Origin of the sequence: Streptomyces sp. NPDC005878 (assembly GCF_040629815.1) — a bacterium.
Taxonomy (GTDB): domain Bacteria; phylum Actinomycetota; class Actinomycetes; order Streptomycetales; family Streptomycetaceae; genus Streptomyces.
The window spans coordinates 90,334-109,967 of the sequence record NZ_JBEXWK010000006.1 but is presented as its reverse complement, the minus strand read 5'-3'; the positions used below and the strand labels follow the sequence as shown (position 1 = coordinate 109,967).

The 19,634-nt window shown below is 71.9% G+C and carries 12 protein-coding genes; 3 read left to right on the top strand and 9 right to left on the bottom strand.

Annotated features, from left to right (window positions below):
* Nucleotides 1–238: 238 nt before the first annotated feature.
* Genes ABZ404_RS12635 through ABZ404_RS12620 form a run of 4 tightly spaced genes read right to left on the bottom strand, consistent with a single transcriptional unit; the run spans nt 239 to nt 11,079 of the window.
* A complete protein-coding gene (locus ABZ404_RS12635; RefSeq protein WP_358830637.1) occupies nt 239–1,825 on the bottom strand; it encodes a bifunctional 3-(3-hydroxy-phenyl)propionate/3-hydroxycinnamic acid hydroxylase in 1,587 nt (528 codons plus the stop codon).
* Nucleotides 1,825–2,616 (bottom strand): arylamine N-acetyltransferase, encoded by a 792-nt coding sequence (locus tag ABZ404_RS12630; RefSeq protein WP_358830636.1) that lies wholly within the window; start codon nt 2,614–2,616, stop codon nt 1,825–1,827. Before ABZ404_RS12630 ends, ABZ404_RS12635 begins: the two co-directional genes overlap by 1 nt.
* A gap of 1 nt (nt 2,617) precedes the next feature.
* Nucleotides 2,618–5,725 carry a beta-ketoacyl synthase N-terminal-like domain-containing protein gene (locus ABZ404_RS12625; RefSeq protein ID WP_358830635.1) on the bottom strand — a complete coding sequence of 1,036 codons (3,108 nt, stop codon included), beginning with the start codon at nt 5,723–5,725 and terminating at the stop codon, nt 2,618–2,620.
* Nucleotides 5,722–11,079 carry a type I polyketide synthase gene (locus ABZ404_RS12620; RefSeq protein WP_358830634.1) on the bottom strand — a complete coding sequence of 1,786 codons (5,358 nt, stop codon included), beginning with the start codon at nt 11,077–11,079 and terminating at the stop codon, nt 5,722–5,724. The genes ABZ404_RS12625 and ABZ404_RS12620 overlap by 4 nt, the downstream gene beginning before the upstream one ends.
* Before the next feature lie 216 nt (nt 11,080–11,295).
* On the opposite strand from ABZ404_RS12620, the gene ABZ404_RS12615 reads away from it, so the two are divergent.
* The 3 genes from ABZ404_RS12615 to ABZ404_RS12605 all read left to right on the top strand — a co-directional run bounded on the left by ABZ404_RS12615 (nt 11,296) and on the right by ABZ404_RS12605 (nt 15,738).
* Nucleotides 11,296–12,219: an NADP-dependent oxidoreductase gene (locus tag ABZ404_RS12615; protein WP_358830633.1), complete on the top strand. Its 924-nt coding sequence runs from the start codon at nt 11,296–11,298 to the stop codon at nt 12,217–12,219.
* Between the two features lie 184 nt (nt 12,220–12,403).
* The gene (locus ABZ404_RS12610) at nt 12,404–13,882 is read left to right on the top strand and encodes a DHA2 family efflux MFS transporter permease subunit (protein ID WP_358830632.1); all 1,479 of its coding nucleotides are present in this window, start codon (nt 12,404–12,406) and stop codon (nt 13,880–13,882) included.
* 338 nt (nt 13,883–14,220) lie between these two features.
* Nucleotides 14,221–15,738: an FAD-dependent oxidoreductase gene (locus tag ABZ404_RS12605; protein ID WP_358830631.1), complete on the top strand. Its 1,518-nt coding sequence runs from the start codon at nt 14,221–14,223 to the stop codon at nt 15,736–15,738.
* A gap of 80 nt (nt 15,739–15,818) precedes the next feature.
* Here ABZ404_RS12605 and ABZ404_RS12600 read toward each other — a convergent pair whose 3' ends face one another.
* The 5 genes from ABZ404_RS12600 to ABZ404_RS12580 all read right to left on the bottom strand — a co-directional run bounded on the left by ABZ404_RS12600 (nt 15,819) and on the right by ABZ404_RS12580 (nt 19,511).
* Nucleotides 15,819–16,190, bottom strand: coding sequence for a helix-turn-helix domain-containing protein (locus tag ABZ404_RS12600; protein WP_358830630.1), 372 nt, complete (start codon nt 16,188–16,190; stop codon nt 15,819–15,821).
* Nucleotides 16,191–16,419: 229 nt separating this feature from the next.
* Entirely contained in the window at nt 16,420–16,659 is a 240-nt protein-coding gene (locus tag ABZ404_RS12595) for a ferredoxin (protein WP_358830629.1), read from the bottom strand.
* A complete protein-coding gene (locus ABZ404_RS12590; RefSeq protein ID WP_358830628.1) occupies nt 16,656–17,852 on the bottom strand; it encodes a cytochrome P450 in 1,197 nt (398 codons plus the stop codon). The genes ABZ404_RS12595 and ABZ404_RS12590 overlap by 4 nt, the downstream gene beginning before the upstream one ends.
* 13 nt (nt 17,853–17,865) lie before the next feature.
* A complete protein-coding gene (locus ABZ404_RS12585) occupies nt 17,866–19,107 on the bottom strand; it encodes an acyltransferase (protein ID WP_358830627.1) in 1,242 nt (413 codons plus the stop codon).
* Nucleotides 19,104–19,511 carry an SRPBCC family protein gene (locus ABZ404_RS12580; RefSeq protein ID WP_358830626.1) on the bottom strand — a complete coding sequence of 136 codons (408 nt, stop codon included), beginning with the start codon at nt 19,509–19,511 and terminating at the stop codon, nt 19,104–19,106. Before ABZ404_RS12580 ends, ABZ404_RS12585 begins: the two co-directional genes overlap by 4 nt.
* Nucleotides 19,512–19,634: the final 123 nt, after the last annotated feature.

Below are 19,634 nucleotides of genomic sequence, written 5' to 3'. Positions count from 1 at the left end.
AAACGGCCACGCATTCCGGATCGGCGGGAGGGGATCGCGGCGATACGTTGTGAGCACCGTGCCCGGGACCCGGCACGGCGTCGGCTCCGTCGTCGACGGCAGCACGCGGGCTGTTCCTGGGCCAGATCAGCTCCCCCCGCTGAGCCGGGGGCAGCCCGCGGTCCGACGGGTCCCGAAGACGAGACGCGGGCCGTGACAGGTGTCACGGCCCGCGTCTCGTCGGTCCCCGCGGCCACGCTCACCGCCGCAGGGCGTGGTCTCCCAGCCGGGCCCGGAGTCCGTCGACGAGCGCCCGCAGCGCGTCGCCGTCGCCCGCCGTGCCGTACAGATAGAAGTCGGGCCGTACGAGCGCGGCGACCGCGCCGTGCTGGGCCAGGTACGGCAGCAGCACGTCCTCGTCGTCGCGCACCGTGGTCCCGTCGCCGGGGGCGGTCCCCGGCGGCACGATCCGTACCGTCCGCACACCGAGCCCGTAGAGGAACGCGCGGCGCTCCGCGTCGAGGAGTTCGGTCAGCGGCACCGTGGTCAGCAGCCGCAGGCCGGTGCCCGTCTCCTCGTCGAGGAGCCGGGCCGCGCCGGAGCCGGACACCCGGCCCTGCGGCGTCAGTCCACCGGCGGAGGCGGCGCCGTCCTCGTGCAGGAACCCGCCCGTGAGCGGGTGCACCGCCGAGGGCTGGGCGGTGGCGCCCACCGTGCGGCCGCGCATGGCGAGCATCAGCTCGTCGCGTTCCGCGGCCGCCCGCGGGTCCGTCAGGCAGATCACCTTGCCGAGGCTCACCGACATGTCGACGGCGTGCCGCACGTGCTCGCGCCGCTCGTCGGTGTACGTGTCCAGCACTGCCTCGTCCGCGTGCCCGGCCAGGACCAGGTCCAGCTTCCAGGCGAGGTTGGCCGCGTCCCGGAACCCCGACGACATGCCCTGGGCCGCGAACGGCGGCATCAGGTGCGCCGCGTCGCCCGCGAGGAGCAGCCGCCCGTCCCGCCACTTGTTGGCCCAGCCCGCCTGGAAGGTGTAGACGGCGTGCCGGTCCATGGTGGCGTTGTCGGGCCGGACGTCGAACTCCTCCAGGAGCCGCCAGGCGGTGTCCCGGCTGTCGAACTCCTGCGGCGACTCGCCGGGCACCCGCATGAACTCCCAGCGACGGTGCCCGGGACCGGCGGACACCGCGGTGCGGGGCCGGGCCGGGTCGCAGATCTGGAGGTTGTTCGGCCAGAACGCGCGCGGTTCCTTCAGGACGACATCGCAGATCAGCCAGTCGTAGCGGAAGCCGAGATCGGTCCAGTCGGCGTCCATCGCGCCCCGGACGAAGCTGTTGGCTCCGTCGCACCCGACCACCCAGTCCGCCGTGATCCGCAGGGTCCCGCCCGACGCGTCGGCCGCCTCGACGGTGACCGGCCCGTCCGCCTCGCGGGTGAGCCCCACGGCCCGGTGCCCGCGCAGCACGCGCAGACCGGGCAGGCCCTCGCCCCGGGCGATCAGGGCCGACTCCAGGCCCGGCTGGTACATCGAGGTGGAGTCGGGCCATCCGGACAGGCCACCGGTGGCGGGCGACACGTAGTGCAGCAGGTCGTCCCCGTCGGCGTTGCGCCAGATGTAGTCGCCCGACGGCTCGCCGAACTCCGCTATGTGGCCGCCGACCCCGGCGTCGGCCAGGATGCGCGCGCACTCGCCGTCGAAGGCCACCGCGCGCGGCATCGTGTACGGGCGGGGCCAGCGCTCCAGCACCGTGACGTCCCAGCCCTTGCGCGCCAGCAGCACGGAGAGGAGCTGGCCGACCGGCCCGTACCCGACGATCAGGACCCGCGAGGCCAGTTCCGCCGGCATCAGGCGACCTGGCCGAGGATGCGCTGGACGGCCTCCTCGTACGCCTCGGGGGTGATCAGCACCTTCACCGTCTCGCGGCCGTCGTCGACGGTGAGCAGCCGCCGTCCGACGAGGACCCGCTGGCCCTGCTCGAAGGAGCGGGCCCGGATGACGGTGTCGGCGGCGACCAGCTCGCCCTCCCAGTTCCAGGCGTCCTCGCCGTCGGCCGCGGCCTCGGCGGCGGCCGACCACTCGGAGAGGTCGCGGGCCTGGTCCTTGAAGCGGTAGACGTCCTGCCAGTCGGCGTCGCGGATACGGCGCTTCACCGCGAAGTAGCCGTCCTGCGGCACGACCTGGTAGTCGACGCCGTACTGGTGCTGTATCCCGTCGCCGACCCGCAGCGGCTCCAGGAAGCCGGGGCCGGCGAAGCCCACGTCCACCAGCCACAGGTCGCCGTCGAGACGGACGCCGAGGAGCATGTGCTCCAGGTCGGGCCCGAAGGTGCCGCCGGGGCCGCGCACCCCCGCCGAGAGGTGCTCGACCTGGAAGCCCAGCTCGGTCAGGAGCTTGCGGAACAGGCCGTTGAGCTCGAAGCAGACACCGCCGGAGCCCTTCTCCACCACGGACGCGAAGGCCGCGTCGAGGTCGATGTCGGCGTCGGCGACGGACTGCGTGCCCTGGTCGGTGCGCAGCGCGTTGTTGAACGGGATCGCCACGAGATGGCGCTTTTGGAGGTCGCGCAGGGTCTCGGGGGTCAGGTCCCGGGAACCGGTGTAGCCGAGCGCGGCGAGGTAGGCGTCAACTGCGAACATGTCAGGCACTCCTGGTCTTCGTGAGCTTGTCGAGGAGGTGGTCGGCGAGCATGAGGGGCGTGGCGTAGTCGAAGAGCAGCGTCACGGGGAGCTTGAGTCCGGTGGCCTCGCCCATCCGGTTGCGCATCTCCACGGCGGCCAGCGAGTTGAAGCCGACCTCGAAGAAGGCGCCCTCGGGGTCGAGGACTTCCCCCTCCCGGCCGAGGGCCGAGGCGCCCTCCGCGCAGATCAACTCGACGAGCACCTTGTGCTGTTCGTCGTCGGACAGGCCGTCGAGACGGTCGGCGAGCGACATGTTCTCCTCCGTGGCCTCCAGGGGCGTGTCGATCGGGTCGATCGAACCGCCCACGGACGGGCCCTTGGTTCGCAGCCAGTAGTTCTGGTGCTGGAACGGGTACGTGGGGACGGGGTGGGCCGGGATCGCGGCGGTGGGGGGCTGGGGGTGGGTGGTGGTGTGCGTGCGGATCTGCGCGACGCTCGTCAGGAACTTGTGGGGCGAGCCTTCGAGGCGGCGCAGTGACTCCGTGGTGAAGGTGGCGGCCGGGGCGTCGTCGAGGATTTCCTGGATGCTCGGGGTGAGCACCGGGTGGGCGCTGATCTCGATGAAGGTGGTGTGGTTCTGTTCCACCAGCTTCTGGAGGGTGGCGTGGAAGTGGACGGTGTGGCGCAGGTTGCGGAACCAGTAGTCGCCGTCCAGGACCGTGGTGTCGGTGACGAGGCGCTGCTCCAGGGTGGAGTGGAAGGGGATGGCGGCTTGGCCGGGCTCGATCCCCGCCAACTGCTCGTGGAGCTGGTCCTCGATCTTCGCGACGTGGCTGGTGTGGGAGGCGTAGTCGACGGGCAGGATGCGGGACTTGATGTCCAGCGTCCGGCAGTGCGCCTTCAGCTCCTCCAGCGCGGCCGGGTCCCCCGCGACGATCGTGCTGGTCGGGCCGTTGACCGCGGCCACCTCGATCCGGTCGCTCCAGCCCCCGATGAGCTCCACGGTGGCGTCGTACGAGCGGTGCACGGCCATCATGCCGCCGAGTCCGGCGAGGTGGGCGCCGATGGTCCGCGCCCGCAGGGTGACCACCCGGGCGGCATCCTCCAGGGTGAGCGCCCCGGCGATGTGCGCGGCGGCGATCTCGCCCTGCGAGTGGCCGATCACGGCCTGGGGCTCGATGCCATGGGCCTGCCACAGCCGGGCCAGACCCACCATCACCGCGAACGAGACGGGCTGGAGGACGTCCACCCGCTCCAGCGGGGGCGCGTCCGGGTGGCCGCGCAGGACGTCCAGCAGGTCCCAGTCGGTGTGGGGGGCCAGCGCGCGGGCCGTGTCGTGGACGCTGGCGGCGAACACCGGGCTGGACTGGAGGAGTTCGGCGCCCATGCCCTGCCAGTGCGTGCCCTGGCCGGGGAAGACGAACACCGTCCTGCCGCCGCTCGCGGCCTTGCCGGTGACCACATGGGGGTGGGCGGCGTCGGCGGAGAGTGCCACGAGGGCCTCCCGCAGCTCCTCGCCGCCGGTGGTGACCACGGCCGCCCGGTGGGTGAGAGGCGTCCGGCGGGTGAGGGCCGGCAGGATGTCGTGGGCCGTGAGGTGGGGGTTCTCCGCCAGGTGGTCCGCGAGCCGGCGCGCCTGGGCACGGAGCGCGGCCGGGGACTTCGCCGACAGCGGCAGCACCAGCGGCGCTCCCCCGGCGAAGATCTCCGGCTCTGCCGTCTCCTCGGCCGGCTGGACCTGCGGCGCCTGCTCCACGATCACATGGGCGTTGGTGCCGCTGACACCGAAGGAGGAGACGGCCGCCCGGCGCGGACGGTCGGCGTCGGGCCACGGCTGGGCTTCGGTGAGCAGCCGCAGTGACGTCTCGTCCCAGTCGATCTTCGGACTGGGCTCGTCCACATGCAGGGTGCGCGGGAGTTCCCCGTTGCGCAGGGCCATCACGGTCTTGATGACACCGGCGACACCGGCGGCGGCCTGGGTGTGGCCGATGTTGGACTTGAGCGAACCCAGCCACAGCGGCCGGTCCTTCTCCCGGCCCTTGCCATAGGTGTTGATCAGGGCCTGCGCCTCGATCGGGTCACCGAGGGTCGTGCCGGTGCCGTGCCCCTCGATCGCGTCCACGTCACCCGGGGTGAGCCGCGCGTTGGCCAGCGCCTGGTGGATGACGCGCTGCTGGGCCGGGCCGTTGGGCGCGGTCAGACCGTTGGAGGCACCGTCCTGGTTCACGGCCGAGCCACGGACCACCGCGAGCACCTGGTGCCCGTTGCGCCGGGCGTCGCTCAGCCGCTCAAGCAGGACGAGCCCGGCACCCTCCGCCCAGCCGGTGCCGTCCGCGCCCGCCGCGTACGCCCGGCAGCGGCCGTCCGCCGAAAGCGCCCGCTGGCGCGAGAACTCCACGAACGTCGCCGGGGTGGCCATCACCGCGACACCACCGGCGAGCGCCATCGAGCACTCGCCCTGCCGCAGCGCCTGCACCGCGAGGTGGATCGAGACCAGTGACGACGAGCACGCCGTGTCCACCGTGAGCGAGGGCCCCTGGAGGCCGAACACGTACGACAGACGGCCCGAGGCCACACTGCCGCTGTTGCCGACGCCCAGGGTCGCCTCCAGCTCCACCGGGATCTGGGTGAGCTGGGAGGCGTAGTCGTGGTACATGAGGCCGGTGTAGACGCCGGTGTCGCTGCCGCGCTGGGCGGCCGGGTCGAGTCCGGCGTGCTCGAACGTCTCCCACGCCACCTCCAGCAGCAACCGCTGCTGGGGGTTCATCGCCAGCGCCTCACGCGGCGAGACCTCGAAGAATCCGGCGTCGAACCCGGCCGCGTCGTGCAGGAAGCCGCCGTGGCGCGTATAGCTCTTGCCGGGCCGGTCAGGGTCCGGGTCGTACAGGTTCTCCAGGTCCCAGCCGCGGTTGGCGGGGAACTCCGAGACCGCGTCCCGGCCCTCGGCCACCAGCCGCCACAAGTCCTCCGGCGAACGGACGTCGCCCGGCAGACGGCACCCCATCCCCACGACCGCGATCGGCTCGTGCGCGGACTGTGTCATACGGGTGTTCTCCGCGCGCAGCCGCTCGTTCTCCATCACGGCGGTGCGCAGGGCTTCGACGATCTTGTCGTTGGGCGTGGTCACGATGCCTCCCCGGAGGGCTGGGGTTCGGTGGTGGCGGCGGCGAGCGCACGGGCGACGAGGTCGTCGACGTCCATGGCGGCGATGCGTTCCAGCGCTTCGTCGGTCTCCCGGTCGCCCGGGGCTACGCTCTGTCCGGCTGCGGCCGGCTCGTCGGGGAGCAGTTCGCCCAGCAGTTGCCCGGCGAGTTCGGACGGCGTGGGGTAGTCGAAGACCAGGGTGACCGGCAGCCGGATCCCGGTGGCCTCGGCGAGGCTGTTGCGCAGCTGCACCGCGAGCATGGAGTCGAAGCCGATCTCCTTGAACGTCAGCTCCGCGACGGCCGCGTCCGCCCCGTCGTGGCCGAGGACGGCCGCGACGCGGGTGAGGACCAGCTGGAGCAGGAACGCGTGCCGGTCCCCCGCGTCCATCGCGGCGACCTTCGCGGCCAACGACTCCTCCGTCACGGCGCCGGTCTGCTGGACGGTACGCCGGGGCGTCCGGACGAGCGAGCGCAGCAGCGGGGTGGTGCGCCCGGCGGCCGCCTCCGCCCGCAGCGCCGCGAAGTCGAGCCTGGCCGGCAGCAGCAGGGCCTCGGAGGAGCGCAGCCCCGCGTCGAACAGGGCCAGGCCCTCCTCGGTGCCGAGGGCCACCGCGCCGCGCCGGGACAGCCGGCCGAGGTCCTTGCCCGCCAGGTGCGTGGTCATCCCGGACGCCTCGGACCACAGGCCCCAGGCCAGCGAGACCGCGGGGAGCCCGCGCGCGGCGCGCAGCTCGGCGAGGCCGTCCAGGAAGCCGTTGGCAGCGGCGTAGTTGGCCTGGCCGGGGCTCCCCAGGGTGCCGGCCGCCGACGAGAACAGGACGAAGGCGGCGAGGTCCAGCTTCTCGGTGAGTTCGTGCAGATGCCAGGCGGCGTCCGCCTTGGGGCGAAGGGTGGTGGCGAACCGCTCGGGCGTCAGATCGGCCAGCATGCCGTCGTCGAGGACGCCGGCCGTGTGCACCACCGCGGTCAGCGGGTGCTTGTCGGGGACGGCGGCGAGGAGTTCGCCGAGTGCTTCGCGGTCCGCGGCGTCGCAGGCGGCGATGGTGACGTGGGCGCCGAGCCCGGTCAGTTCGTCGCGGACCTCGTCCGCTCCCGCGCCGTCCGGGCCGCGCCGGCTGATCAGCAGCAACTGCCGGATGCCGTGCTCGGTGACCAGGTGGCGGGCCACCTGGCGGCCCAGGGTGCCGGTGCCGCCGGTGATCAGGACGGTGCCCTCGGGGTCGAGCGGCCGTGCCCCTGCCGGGCCGGCGCCGGTGTCCCGTACGAGCCGTGGCGCGTACGCCTCGCCCGCGCGCAGCGCCAGTTGCGGCTCCGCGAGACCGGGCAGCGCGCGCAAGGTGTGGGCGTCGGCTTCCGTGTCGGTGTCCGGGTCGACGTCGGCGACCGTGATGAGGCCGGGGTGCTCGGCCTGCGCCGTGCGCAGAAGGCCCCACAGGGCGGCGGCGACGGGATCGGCGCCCTCACCCGGCCGTACGGACACGGCGCCGCGCGTCACCACCAGCAGCCCGGTCCCGGCCGTGGAGCGCGCGTCCCACGCCTGGAGCTCGCCCAGCAGACGCGAGGTGAACTCCCGTACGCCGTCGGGGCCTTCGGCGCCCGTCCAGCGGGTGGTGTCGACTACGTCGACGTCCCCGGTCGCCTCGGCCGGGCGGGTGACCTCGGTCCACTCGGTGCGGAACAGGGAGTCGCGCACCGGGGACGGTGCGAGCAGCTCCCCCGTGGCCGGACGCAGGACGAGCTCGTCGACGGTGGCCACCGGGGCGCCGTCCGGGGTCGCCAGGTCGAGGGCGAGCGCGGTGTTGGCCTTCCTGGTGATCCGTACGCGCAGGGCGGAGGCGCCGGTGGCGTGCACGGTGACGCCGTGCCACGCGAACGGCAGCAGAAGGCCGTCCTCAGTGCTGTCGCCGGCGGTCGCGGCGGCCGCGTGCAGGGCCGCGTCGAGCAGTACGGGGTGCAGTTCGAACCGGGGTGCGTCGTCCTGCGGGCCCTCGGGGAGGCGGACCTCGGCGAAGGTCTCCTCACCGCGGACCCAGACCGCCCGCAGCCCCTGGAACGCCGGGCCGTACCCGTACCCTTCGGCGGCCTTGCGCTCGTAGAAGCCGTCCAGCCCGACCGGGGTCGCCCCGGCCGGCGGCCACGGCTCCGGTGAGCCGCCCGGCGCGGCGCCCTGGGCCGTGAGCACACCGTTGCCGTGGCGGGTCCACACCGTGGCGGCGCCCTCCTCGACGGCTCCGGAGTACACGCCGACGGCGCGGTGACCGCGTTCGTCCTCCTCGCCCACGACGACGCGCAGCCGCAGCGCTCCCCGGTCCGCGAGGACCAGCGGCGACTCGATGAGGAACTCCTCCAGTCGCTCGGCGCCCGCCTCCGCTCCGGCGCGCAGGGCCAGTTCGACGAGTCCGGCGCCCGGGACGAGGGGGGTGCCCGACACCGCGTGATCGGCGAGCCAGGGGTGGGTGGCGAGGGCTATCTGCCCGGTCGCCACCAGGCCGCCGGAGTCCGGGAGTTCGACGAAGGCGCCGAGCAGCGGGTGCCCGGAGGTGCTGATGCCTGCCGTGGCCAGTTCCGCCGCCGCGTTCTGCTTCGGCTTCAGCCAGTACGTCTGGTGCTGGAAGGCGTAGGTGGGCAGGGGGTGCGTGGCGGGTTCGGCGGTGGGGGGCTGGGGGTGGGTGGTGGTGTGGGTGCGGATCCGGGCGAGAGCGGTCAGGTACTGCTGGGCGGAGTCGTCGTCCCGGCGCAGCGATTCGGTGGCGAGGCCCGCGTCGGGGGCGTCGTCGAGGATTTCCTGGATGCTCGGGCCCAGCACCGGGTGGGCGCTGATCTCGATGAAGGTGGTGTGGTTCTGTTCCACCAGCTTCTGGAGGGTGGCGTGGAAGTGGACGGTGTGCCGCAGGTTGCGGAACCAGTAGTCGCCGTCCAGGACCGTGGTGTCCTCGATGAGCCGCTGCTCCAGGGTGGAGTAGAAGGGGACGGCGGCTTGGCCGGGCTCGATCCCGGCCAACTGCTCGTGGAGCTGGTCCTCGATCTTCGCGACGTGGCTGGTGTGGGAGGCGTAGTCGACGGGCAGGATGCGGGACTTGATGTCCAGCGTCCGGCAGTGCGCCTTCAGCTCCTCCAGCGCGGCCGGGTCCCCCGCGACGATCGTGCTCGACGGCCCGTTGACGGCGGCCACCTCGATGCGCGTGTCCCAGGGCCGGATCAGCTCACGGGCCTGGTCGTGCGGGCGGCTCACGGCCATCATGCCGCCGAGTCCGGCGAGGTGGGCGCCGATGGTCCGCGCCCGCAGGGTGACCACCCGGGCGGCGTCCTCCAGGGTGAGTACCCCGGCGATGTGGGCGGCGGCGATCTCGCCCTGGGAGTGGCCGATCACGGCCTGGGGCTCGATGCCATGGGCCTGCCACAGCCGGGCCAGACCCACCATCACCGCGAACGAGACGGGCTGGAGGACGTCGACACGGTCGAGGGAGGGAGCGCCGTCGCGCTGGTGCAGGACGTCGACGAGGTCCCAGTCGGTGTGCGGGGCGATGGCGGCGGCGGTCTCGCGGACGCTGGCGGCGAAGACCGGGCTTGCCTCCATCAGCCGGGCGCCCATACCGGCCCAGTGCGTGCCCTGCCCGGGGAAGACGAACACCGTCCTGCCGCCGCTGACGGCCTGGCCCGTGATCACGTGCGGGTGGGGTGTGCCGGCGGCGAGCGCGGTCAGGGCGTCCTGGAGGTGCCCGGTGCCGGTGGTGATCACGGCGGCGCGGTGGGCGTGCGCGGTACGGCGGGTGAGGGTGGGCAGGATGGCGTGCGGGGTCAGCTCCGGGTGGCGGGCCAGGTGGTCCGCGAGCTGCCGGGCCTGGGCGCGCAGCGCGGCCGGGGACTTCGCCGACAGCGGCAGCACCAGCGGCGCCGCGTCGGTGAACGCGGGCGTGCCCGGCTCGTCCGCCTCCTCCGCCGGTGTCGCCTCGGGCGCCTGTTCCACGATGAGGTGGGCGTTGGTGCCGCTGACACCGAAGGAGGAGACGCCGGCCCGGCGCGGACGGTCGGCCTCGGGCCACGGCCGCGCCTTGGTCAGCAGCCGCAGGGAGGAAGCCTCCCAGTCGATCTTCGGGCTGGGCTCGTCCACGTGCAGGGTGCGCGGAAGTTCCCCGTTGCGCAGGGCCATGACCGACTTGATGACACCGGCGACACCGGCGGCGGCCTGGGTGTGGCCGATGTTGGACTTGAGCGAACCCAGCCACAGCGGCCGGTCCTTCTCCCGGCCCTTGCCATAGGTGTTGATCAGGGCCTGCGCCTCGATGGGGTCACCGAGGGTCGTGCCGGTGCCGTGTCCCTCGATGACGTCGACATCACGGGTCGTCAGCCGGGCGTTGGCGAGGGCCTGGTGGATGACGCGCTGCTGGGCCGGGCCGTTGGGCGCGGTCAGACCGTTGGAGGCGCCGTCCTGGTTCACGGCCGAGCCACGGATCACCGCGAGCACCTGGTGCCCGTTGCGCCGGGCGTCGCTCAGCCGCTCAAGCAGGACGAGCCCGGCACCCTCCGCCCAGCCGGTGCCGTCCGCGCCCGCCGCGTACGCCTTGCAGCGGCCGTCGGCGGAGAGCGCCCGCTGGCGCGAGAACTCCACGAACGTCGCGGGAGTCGCCATCACGGCGGCGCCGCCGGCCAGGGCCATCGAGCACTCGCCCTGCCGCAGCGCCTGCACCGCGAGGTGGATCGCCACCAGCGAGGAGGAGCAGGCCGTCTCGACGGTCACCGCCGGGCCTTCGAGGCCGAGGGTGTAGGCGATACGGCCCGTGGTGGCGCTGCCCGAGTTGCCGATGCCGAGGTGCCCCTCGACGTCCTCCGGCGTCTGCCCGATGCCCGGGTCGTAGTCGTAGTACATGGCACCGGCGTAGACGCCGGTGTCGCTGCCGCGCTGGGCGGCCGGGTCGAGTCCGGCGTGCTCGAACGTCTCCCACGCCACCTCCAGCAGCAACCGCTGCTGGGGGTTCATCGCCAGCGCCTCACGGGGTGAGACCTCGAAGAACTCGTTGTCGAACGCGTCGGCGTCGTGCAGGAAACCGCCGTGGCGCGTATAGCTCTTTCCGGGCCGGTCGGGATCCGGGTCGTACAGGTTCTCCAGGTCCCAGCCGCGGTTGGCGGGGAACTCCGAGACCGCGTCGCGGCCCTCGGCCACCAGCCGCCACAGGTCCTCCGGCGAACGGACGTCGCCCGGCAGACGGCACCCCATCCCCACGACCGCGATCGGCTCGCTGCCCGCCGACTCGACCTCGCTCAACCGGTTCCGCGCCTGCCGCAAGTCGGCAAGCGTGCGCTTGAGGTAGTCGCGCAGCTTCTCGTCACTCGACATCCATGTGATCCTTCCGATCGGCCCACCGCCGCTGCGCGAATTCGCGGAGAGGTGCTTGGTCACCCAGCGTGTTCGCCGCCCAGTCTTGCCGCGCCGGGGCCGGTCCGATCCCCAGAGCCTCCCCCTATGGCCTCCCTAACTTCCCGCCGCGTCCCCGCTGTCCGGGCCCGTGCCGGAAGGCTGGGGGCACGGCGCAGGACGACGGGAGGAGCAGGGATGAGGCACCGGATGCGGACCGCGATCCAGTACGAGTTCGGCGGGCCGCGGGTGCTGCGGGTGGTGGAGGCGGAGCGGCCGTCGCCGGGGCCCGGCGAGGTGCTGGTGCGGGTGCACGCGGCGTCCGTCAACTTCGGTGAGACCAAGGTGCGTTCAGGTCCGGCGCAGGCCGGCCACCCGCCGTTCACGCTCGGCTCCGACCTGTCGGGGGTGGTGGCCGGGACCGGTCCCGGTGTCACGGGGTTCGCCCCGGGCGACGCGGTGTACGGGGTGTACTTCATCGGTACGTACGCCGAGTACGTCGCCGTGCCCGCCGTGGCGCTCGCGCCCAGGCCCGCGGGTCTGGGACACGTCGAGGCAGCGGCGCTGCCCGTGGCGGCGCTCACCGCGCTGCGGGCGGTCGAGCAGGCCTCGCTCGGGGCCGGCGACCGGATCCTGATCCACGCGGCCGCCGGTGGCGTGGGGCACTTCGCCGTCCAACTGGCCAAACTGCGCGGCGCGTACGTCCTGGGCACCGCCCGTGCGGTCAAGCACGACTTCCTGCGCTCCCTGGGGGTGGACGAGCCGATCGACTACACCGCCGTCGACTTCACCGAGGCGGCGCGGGACGTGGACGTCGTCCTCGACCTCGTCGGCGGGACGTACGGAAAGCGGTCGCTGACGGCGCTGCGGCCGGGCGGGCTGCTGCTCGGCGCGACCCTGGATCCCGGGGTCACCGAGCGGGAGGCCGTCGAACTCGGCCACCGCTACGCCTGGGTGTCGCTGCGGCCGACCGGCGAGGAGCTGCGCCGTATCACCGGCCTGGTCGAGGAGGGAGCGCTGCGTCCGCACGTCGAGCGTACTTTTCCGCTCGAACAGCTGGTGGCGGCCCATGAATTCGCCGACACTGGGCAGATCACCGGCAAGGTCGTCGTCGTGGTGTGAGCCCCCCGCCCGTGCGACCGGGTGACTTTTCCCGGCCGCACGCCTGTGACCTGCTCGGGAACATCGATGTTCCTGTGAAACAAAAAAGTTCCTTCTTGTGCGTTCTCCCGCCGTCGAGCACGCTGGAAAACGTCCCCAAGATTTCCCTCATCGTCCCCACGATTTACCTAGCGGAGGTACCGCCATGTCTTCGGCAGCTGAAAAGGCTCCGCCGACGAACCGATGGGCAGCACTCATTGTGCTGTGCGCCGGATTCCTGATGATTATCCTGGACCAGACGATCGTCAATGTGGCGTTGCCGTCCATTCAGAGCGATCTGGGATTCTCCCCGTCCAACCTCGCGTGGGTCGTCAACGCCTATCTGATCGCGTTCGGCGGTCTGCTGCTCCTCGCGGGCCGGCTCGGCGACCTCCTCGGCCGTAAGAACCTGTTCGTCGTCGGCGTCGTCGTCTTCACGGGTGCCTCGCTGTGGTGCGGCGCCGCCACCAGCCAGGGCATGCTGATCGCGGCCCGGTTCGTCCAGGGCGCCGGCGGCGCGATCTCCTCCGCGGTGATCCTGGGCATGCTGGTGACGCTCTTCCCGGACCCGGCCGGCCAGGCCAAGGCCATCGGCATCTACAGCTTCGTCGGCTCCGGCGGCGCCGCCATCGGCCTGCTCGCGGGCGGTGCCCTCACCCAGGGCATCAACTGGAGCTGGATCTTCTACGTGAACGTGCCGATCGGCGTGATCGTCGTGATCGCCGGGATGAAGCTGCTCTCCAAGGACGAGCCGCAGGGTCTCGGCGCCGGTGTCGACTACCTCGGCTCGGTGCTGGTCACCGGCGCCCTGATGGTCGGTGTCTACACGATCCTCAAGGTCGAGGAGCACGGCTGGCTCTCGGGTCACACCCTGGGTCTCGGCGCCGTCGCCATCCTGCTGCTCGCCGCGTTCATCGGCCGCCAGGCCACCGCGAAGACGCCGCTGATGAGGCTGTCGATCCTGCGCGTGCCGAACCTGTCGGCCGCCAACGGCGTCCTCGCCCTGATGCTCGCGGGCATGTTCGGCCAGTTCTTCCTCGGCACGCTCTACCTCCAGCGCGTCCTCGGCTACGAGCCGCTGGAGATCGGCCTGTCGTTCCTGCCGCTGGCCGTGCTCATCGGTGTCCTGTCGATGACGGTCTCCCCCAAGCTGAACATGCGGTTCGGCCTCAAGGCGGTCCTGCTGCCGAGCCTGGCGTTCATCGCCGGCGGTCTGGCGCTGTTCGGCCGCGCCCCGGTCGGCGGCTCCTACGTCCAGGACGTGCTCCCGGCCCTGGTGCTGCTCGGTATCGGCGGCGGTCTGGCCTTCCCCGCCCTGGTGGGTCTCGCCATGTCGAACGCCCGCCCCGAGGACTCCGGTCTGGCCTCCGGCATCAACAACACGATGCAGCAGATCGGCGGCGCCGTCGGCCTCGCCATCCTCGCCACGCTCGCGGCGTCCCGTACCGACAAGGCCACCGAGGACGGCAAGGACCTGGTGCACGCCGTGACCGAGGGCTACCACCTCGCGTTCATGGTCTCCGCCGGGCTCGTCACCGCCGCGCTGGTGGTCGCCGCCGTCGTCATCCGCACCCCCAAGGCCCCGCAGGGCGGCGCCGTGGAGCCGGCCGACGAGCAGCAGGCGGTGCCAACCGTCATCGCGTAACCCCTGAGTTCGGGTCCGGACGGGACATCCCCCGCTCCTGGACGGAACCCGTTGCCGGCGGCATCCGCCGCCGGCGCCCATGGCGAAGCCCGGCAGTCGCTTGCCGGGCTTCGTCATGTCGTCGTTTCCGCTCGCGCCCGCGTCCACCGCCACGCTCCTTTCGCCCTTTCCCCTTTCCCCTTTCCTCTTTCCCCTTTTCTCCCCTCCCCTCTTCCTGCCGTTGCGCGGAAATGACCGGGGTGGGATAGGGGTGCCCCTGCCCCGCCACCCCCTCCTAGGCTCACAGCGAATGACAGGGAATTGTTCTGCCGCCACGGCGAACTCGTCCAGGAGGAATCATGCTGAGTCGACGGTCCATTCTCCGCGGTGGCGCGGGCGTGGCGCTCGCCACGACCGCCGCGGGAATCACCGCCAGGGCGGCGTACAGCGCCACCACCAGTGAGTGGGAGAAGCTGCGCCCGATGCTCCAGGGTGACGTGGTGCTGCCCACGGACACCGGCTACACCTACGCCAAGCAGGTCATCCTCGGGGAGTTCGACTCCCTCAACCCCGAGGGCATCGTCTACTGCGAGACCCCGGCGGACGTGGCCACGGCCATCAAGTTCGCCCGCAACAACGGCATCGCCACCCGGATCCGCAGCGGTGGCCACAACCTGGCCGGGTGGTCCACCACCAAGGGCATGATCCTGGACGTCGGCCGCATCAACCACGCCACGGTCGGCACCAGCACCGTCAAGGTCGGCCCCGGCGCCCAGGGCGTCGACGTCCTCACCAAGCTCAAGCCGCTCGGCAAGCAGGTCATCAGCGGCACCTGCCCGACCGTCTGCCCCGGCGGCTACCTCTCCGGTGGCGGCATCGGCCTGCAGACCCGCAAGTTCGGCATCGGCAGCGACCGGCTGGTCTCGGCCAAGCTGGTGCTCTCCGACGGCTCGCAGGTGCGCGCCAGCTCCTCGGAGAACGCCGACCTGTTCTGGGCGCTGCGCGGCGGCGGCGGCAACAACTTCGGTGTGGTCACCGAGTTCGAGGTGCGCCCGATCAACGCCCCGACCATGGTCTTCTACAACACCCTGTGGCCGTACGACAAGGCGCTCGAGGTCATCAACGCCTGGCAGGAGTGGCTCTACTTCGGCTCGGACAACCTGGGTTCGACGCTGAGCGTGTTCCTCGCCGACGGCGCCGCCGGCAACGTACCGATGGTCCAGATCACCGGTGGCTACCTCGGCCCGCAGGCGGAGCTGGAGACCGCCCTCAACGAGCTCGCCGCCGAGGCCGGCGCGACGCCCACGCTGCGCACCGTCCAGGACCTGCCGTACGCCGACGCCATGAAGCACGTGTACGGCTGCGAGCAGCTCACGGCGGAGCAGTGCCACCGCACCGGCTCCAACCCGGCCGCGCAGCTCCAGCGCGTCCCGTTCATGCGCGAGCTGACCCGGCTGCTCGACCGGCCCACCGGCCGCAAGGGCGTCGCCGACCTGCTGGCCGCGTTCGAGGCCGACCGCCGGCCCGGGCAGGCCCGCAACCTGTACTTCATGGCCCTGGGCGGTGTCTCCAAGCGGCCGTTCCGTACCGAGACCGCCTATGTCCACCGCGACGCCGAGTTCTTCGTGGCGATGGCGAGCATGGCGTTCAAGGAGCCGACCGCCGAGGAGGCCGCGGCCGCCATGGTGTGGCCGACCCGTGCCTTCTCCATCATCGACCCGCTCTCCAGCGGCGAGACGTACCTGAACTTCCCCAACGGGGAGCGGGACGACTGGCGCCGGGCGTACTACGCCGAGAACTACGACCGGCTGGTCGCGGTCAAGCGGCGCTACGACGCGCCGAACTTCTTCAACCACCCGCAGAGCATCGGCAGTTGACCGCCGCGAGAGGTGTGACCGAAGCCCGATGGGGCGCCCCCGAAGCGGGGGCGCCCCATCGGGCTTCGCGGTGCGTCGGGTCAGGCGGCGCCGTCGGAGACGCAGGACGGCACGGTGCGCCGGGCCGCGATGGTGTCCTGGTGGCGGCGCGCCCACTCGGTCAGCCCGGTCAGCGACTCGTAGAGCTCGCCGGCCATCTCCGTCGCCCGGTACTCGACCTTCGGCGGGACCGTGGCGTACACCGTGCGGTCCAGGAGGCCGTCCGCCTCCAGGTTGCGCAGGGTCAGGGTGAGCATGCGCCGGCTGATGCCGGGGAGCGAACGCTCCAGCTCGGTGAAGCGGACCGGCCCCTCCAGGGCGATGAGCAGGACTCCGATGCTCCATTTCCCGCTGACCCGGTTCAGTACGTCGAGCACCGTGCAGGCGTCGGCACGGTTGGGCACTCTGGTCATGGCGGCAGTGCTCGGCATAGGGAAAGCCTTTCTTCCGATTCCCGCATGGTCACACAACAGCCCCACTGTTACAAGAAATGCACTGAGGGGCTGAACTGCACCTATGCGGTTTCGGCCAAGGGGCGGCGCGGGAACAACCAACGGCCCCGAGCGGCCCGTTGGGCGCCGCTCGGGGCGGACTCGGGGCCGGTCGGGGCCTGGTGGCCCGGGCCGCGGTGACCTCGACGCGTCAGTCGTCCGACAGGACGAGGTCGCCGGTGACCGTGTCGGTGACGCGGATGGCGCTCATGGGGCACAGGTCCACCGCGTCGAGCAGACCCTCGTCCGGAGCGGCGTGCTCCGCCGTGGGCCGGGACTTGTTGCCTTCGAGGGTGAAGTGGGCCGGGAAGGCGCTGGCGCAGATGCCGGTGCCCATGCAGACCTTCCGGTCGACCTCGACCCGCCAGGCCGTCTCCGTCACACCGCTCACCACGTCACCTTGAGCTCGCGCACCCCGCGGGCGACGGACTCCATGCGCCAGGGGACCTCCTCGGCGGGGACGGCCAGGTGCAGGCCGGGCAGCCGGGTGACCAGGGCGCGCAGCGCGCTCTGGAGCTCCATGCGCGCGAGCGGGGCGCCCAGGCAGTGGTGCAGGCCGTGCCCGAAGGCGACGTGCGGGTTGCTCTCGCGGTGGAAGTCCAGCCGGTCCGGGTCGGGGAAGACCTCGGGGTCGCGGTTGGCCGCCGCGTAGTTGATCATCACGGCGTCGCCGGCCTTGATGGCACGGCCGCCGAGGACCATGTCCTCCTTGGCGATACGGGTGTTGTCTGAGGCGGGCGACAGCGGCGAGTACCGCAGCAGCTCCTCCACGGCACGGGGCACCAGGTCCGGGTCCGCGACCAGTTCCTCCCAGCGCTCGCGGTCCTCCAGGAGGGCGAAGATGTGGCTGCTGAGCTGGTTGGCGGTGGTCTTGTGGCCGGCCGCGAGCAGGGTGATGCCGAGCATCACCAGCTCCTCCTCGCCGAGCTGGTCGTCGCCCTCGCGCGCGGCGACGAGCGCGGAGAGCAGGTCGTCCCTCGGCTCGGCGCGGCGCTTGGCGAGCAGGTCGCCCATGTACCGCACCAGCTCGTCGAGGGCGGCGGACACCTCCTCCAGCGGGCGCTCCTCACCGGTGGTGAGCCAGACGTCGACCAGGCCGCGGAACGTCTGCTGGTCCTCCCTGGGCACGCCGAGGAGTTCGCAGATGACCGTGATCGGCAGCGGCCAGGCGACGTTCTCCGCGAGGTCGGCGCCCGGTCCGAGCGCGATGAACCGGTCGACCAGACCGGTGACGATCGACTCGACGTGCGGGCGCATCCGCTCGATGCGGCGGTTGGTGAACGCCTTGGCGACCAGCTTGCGCAGCCGGGTGTGCTCCGGCGGGTCGAGGGCCACGATGATGGGGTCCTCGAAGGCCTGGCGGCTGCGCGGCACGTCCTTGCCGATGGTGGCGGCCCGGCTGAAGCGCGGGTCGGCCATCACCGTCTTGGAGTCGTCGTAGCGGGTGGCGAGCCAGGCCTCGCCGCCGAACGGCATGGAGACCCGCTTGACCGGGCACTCCTGCCGGTACTCGGCGTACTTGGGGTGCATGTCGAGGCGCTCGTAGGGGCCGAACGGGTACGGCTCTGCCGTCTCTGCCGTCATCGGATGGAACCTTTCAGAGGGAGGTGCCCGGCGGTGCCGGAGTCGGTGCGGGGACCGGGCCCGGCTGCTGGGCCGGGACCGCGGGGATCGGCGTCCGGTCGCGGCGGCCGCGGCCGAAGCGGCGCATGACCGGCGTTTCCACGAACCGGTACAGCAGCCAGCCGGCGAGCAGGGTGGCCGCGAAGAGCAGCACCAGCAGCGCGGTGGCGGTGAGGAAGCCGTAGGTGTGGGTGTCGAACAGGTGCAGCCGGCCGTAGAAGATCGGGACGGCCTGGATCATGTAGAAGCCGAAGGAGACGGTGCCCAGCCACACCATCACCGGCCCGTTGAGCACGCCGCGCTCCCCGCGCAGGTCGGCCGAGGCGGCGGTGCAGATGATGGCGGCGATCGGCACGACCGTGGTGAGCGAGAAGTCGTACGGCGCCGGGACGTTCAGCGCCGCGGTGTAGCCGGCGGCGGCGAGCAGCAGCACCGGCACGGCTCCGACGCGCGGCCAGCGGCCCGCGGCGACGATCCGGGCGAGCAGCGCGCCCAGGACGAACTCGAAGAGCCGGGCGGGCGGGAAGAGGTACGCGAACCACATCTTGGTCATCGGCAGCGGCGCGAGCGGGAAGGACTGGCCGGAGGGGATCAGGTACTTCGCGACCAGCGCGACCGCGGCGATCCCCGCCACCATGCCGCCGGCCCACAGCCACAGCCGCCGGTCGGCGATCCGCGTGAGCGGCCCGATGATCAGCGGGAAGAGGAGGTAGAACAGCACCTCCGAACAGAGCGACCAGGCGGGCACGTTGACGCTGCTGCTGATGTCGGGGCGCCAGCTGTAGGAGTGCAGCAGGAACAGGTTCGGCAGCCAGGCGCGCATCGGTGTGAAGGCCCCGGCGTACAGCCACATGACCACGGCCCAGGCGACCAGGTGGTTGGGGAAGACCTTCACCAGCCGGCGGCGCAGGAAGGAGCCCGCGGAGTTCGTCTTCTTGCGGGACCAGGACCAGGTCAGGACGAATCCGCTGAGGACGAAGAAGAACGACACCCCCACGTACCCGGCCGGCTCGAAGAAGTCCGCCATCCCCCGCGCGATGTCGTCGTCCGCGTAGAAGTTCACCGGACCGGTGAGATCCAGCGGATTGTTGAGCAGCGACGCGTGGGCGAAGAAGACCAGCAGCGCCGCGAAGAACCGCAGTCCGGTCAGCGAGGGCAGGTCGTTGCGGCGACGGTTCTCGTCGTAATCCCGCTCGACCCCCGTGAACGGTCTCATGAAGCGGGCTCGGCGAGGGAATGGCGGATGGCCTCGACGGCGCCGTCCATTCCGGAGGCGAATTCCGGCGCGACGTCCGCCGGAAGCAGGTCGACGAGCCACAGCAGACGGCTGCCGCTCTCGCCCGGCGCGGGCGGCAGGATCTGCATCGAGGAGTGGTGGTGGACCAGCGGCCACGGCGACCGGCGCACGCTGTAGGCGACGCGGCGGCGCTCGTCGTCGACGGTCACGACGAGCTCTTCGATGATTCCGAACTCGCCCATGTCGATTTTGCGGACGTCACCGTCGACGGTGACGGGGCCGAGAAAGGGGATCAGCTTGTTGACCGCGCCGACATCAGCGAGGGCGGCCCATGCTGTCTTTTCGTCGGCGGCTACGGCGAATTCGCGAACAATCGATGTCATGCCAGCATGATGGAAGACCGCGATACCCCGCGCCCACCCCTCATCAACCCCTATTTCGGCTCGCTGTCAAGGGGGATGGCGGCCTCTTTGGACGGGCACGGAAAGGCCGATCCCTCCTGAACG

Coding starts and splice junctions, on each gene's coding strand:
- ABZ404_RS12635 (WP_358830637.1), bottom strand. CDS start 1,825: ATGCCGGCGGAACTGGCCTCGCGGGTCCTGATCGTCGGGTACGGGCCG.
- ABZ404_RS12630 (WP_358830636.1), bottom strand. CDS start 2,616: ATGTTCGCAGTTGACGCCTACCTCGCCGCGCTCGGCTACACCGGTTCC.
- ABZ404_RS12620 (WP_358830634.1), bottom strand. CDS start 11,079: ATGTCGAGTGACGAGAAGCTGCGCGACTACCTCAAGCGCACGCTTGCC.
- ABZ404_RS12615 (WP_358830633.1), top strand. CDS start 11,296: ATGAGGCACCGGATGCGGACCGCGATCCAGTACGAGTTCGGCGGGCCG.
- ABZ404_RS12610 (WP_358830632.1), top strand. CDS start 12,404: ATGTCTTCGGCAGCTGAAAAGGCTCCGCCGACGAACCGATGGGCAGCA.
- ABZ404_RS12605 (WP_358830631.1), top strand. CDS start 14,221: ATGCTGAGTCGACGGTCCATTCTCCGCGGTGGCGCGGGCGTGGCGCTC.
- ABZ404_RS12600 (WP_358830630.1), bottom strand. CDS start 16,190: ATGACCAGAGTGCCCAACCGTGCCGACGCCTGCACGGTGCTCGACGTA.
- ABZ404_RS12590 (WP_358830628.1), bottom strand. CDS start 17,852: ATGACGGCAGAGACGGCAGAGCCGTACCCGTTCGGCCCCTACGAGCGC.
- ABZ404_RS12585 (WP_358830627.1), bottom strand. CDS start 19,107: ATGAGACCGTTCACGGGGGTCGAGCGGGATTACGACGAGAACCGTCGC.
- ABZ404_RS12580 (WP_358830626.1), bottom strand. CDS start 19,511: ATGACATCGATTGTTCGCGAATTCGCCGTAGCCGCCGACGAAAAGACA.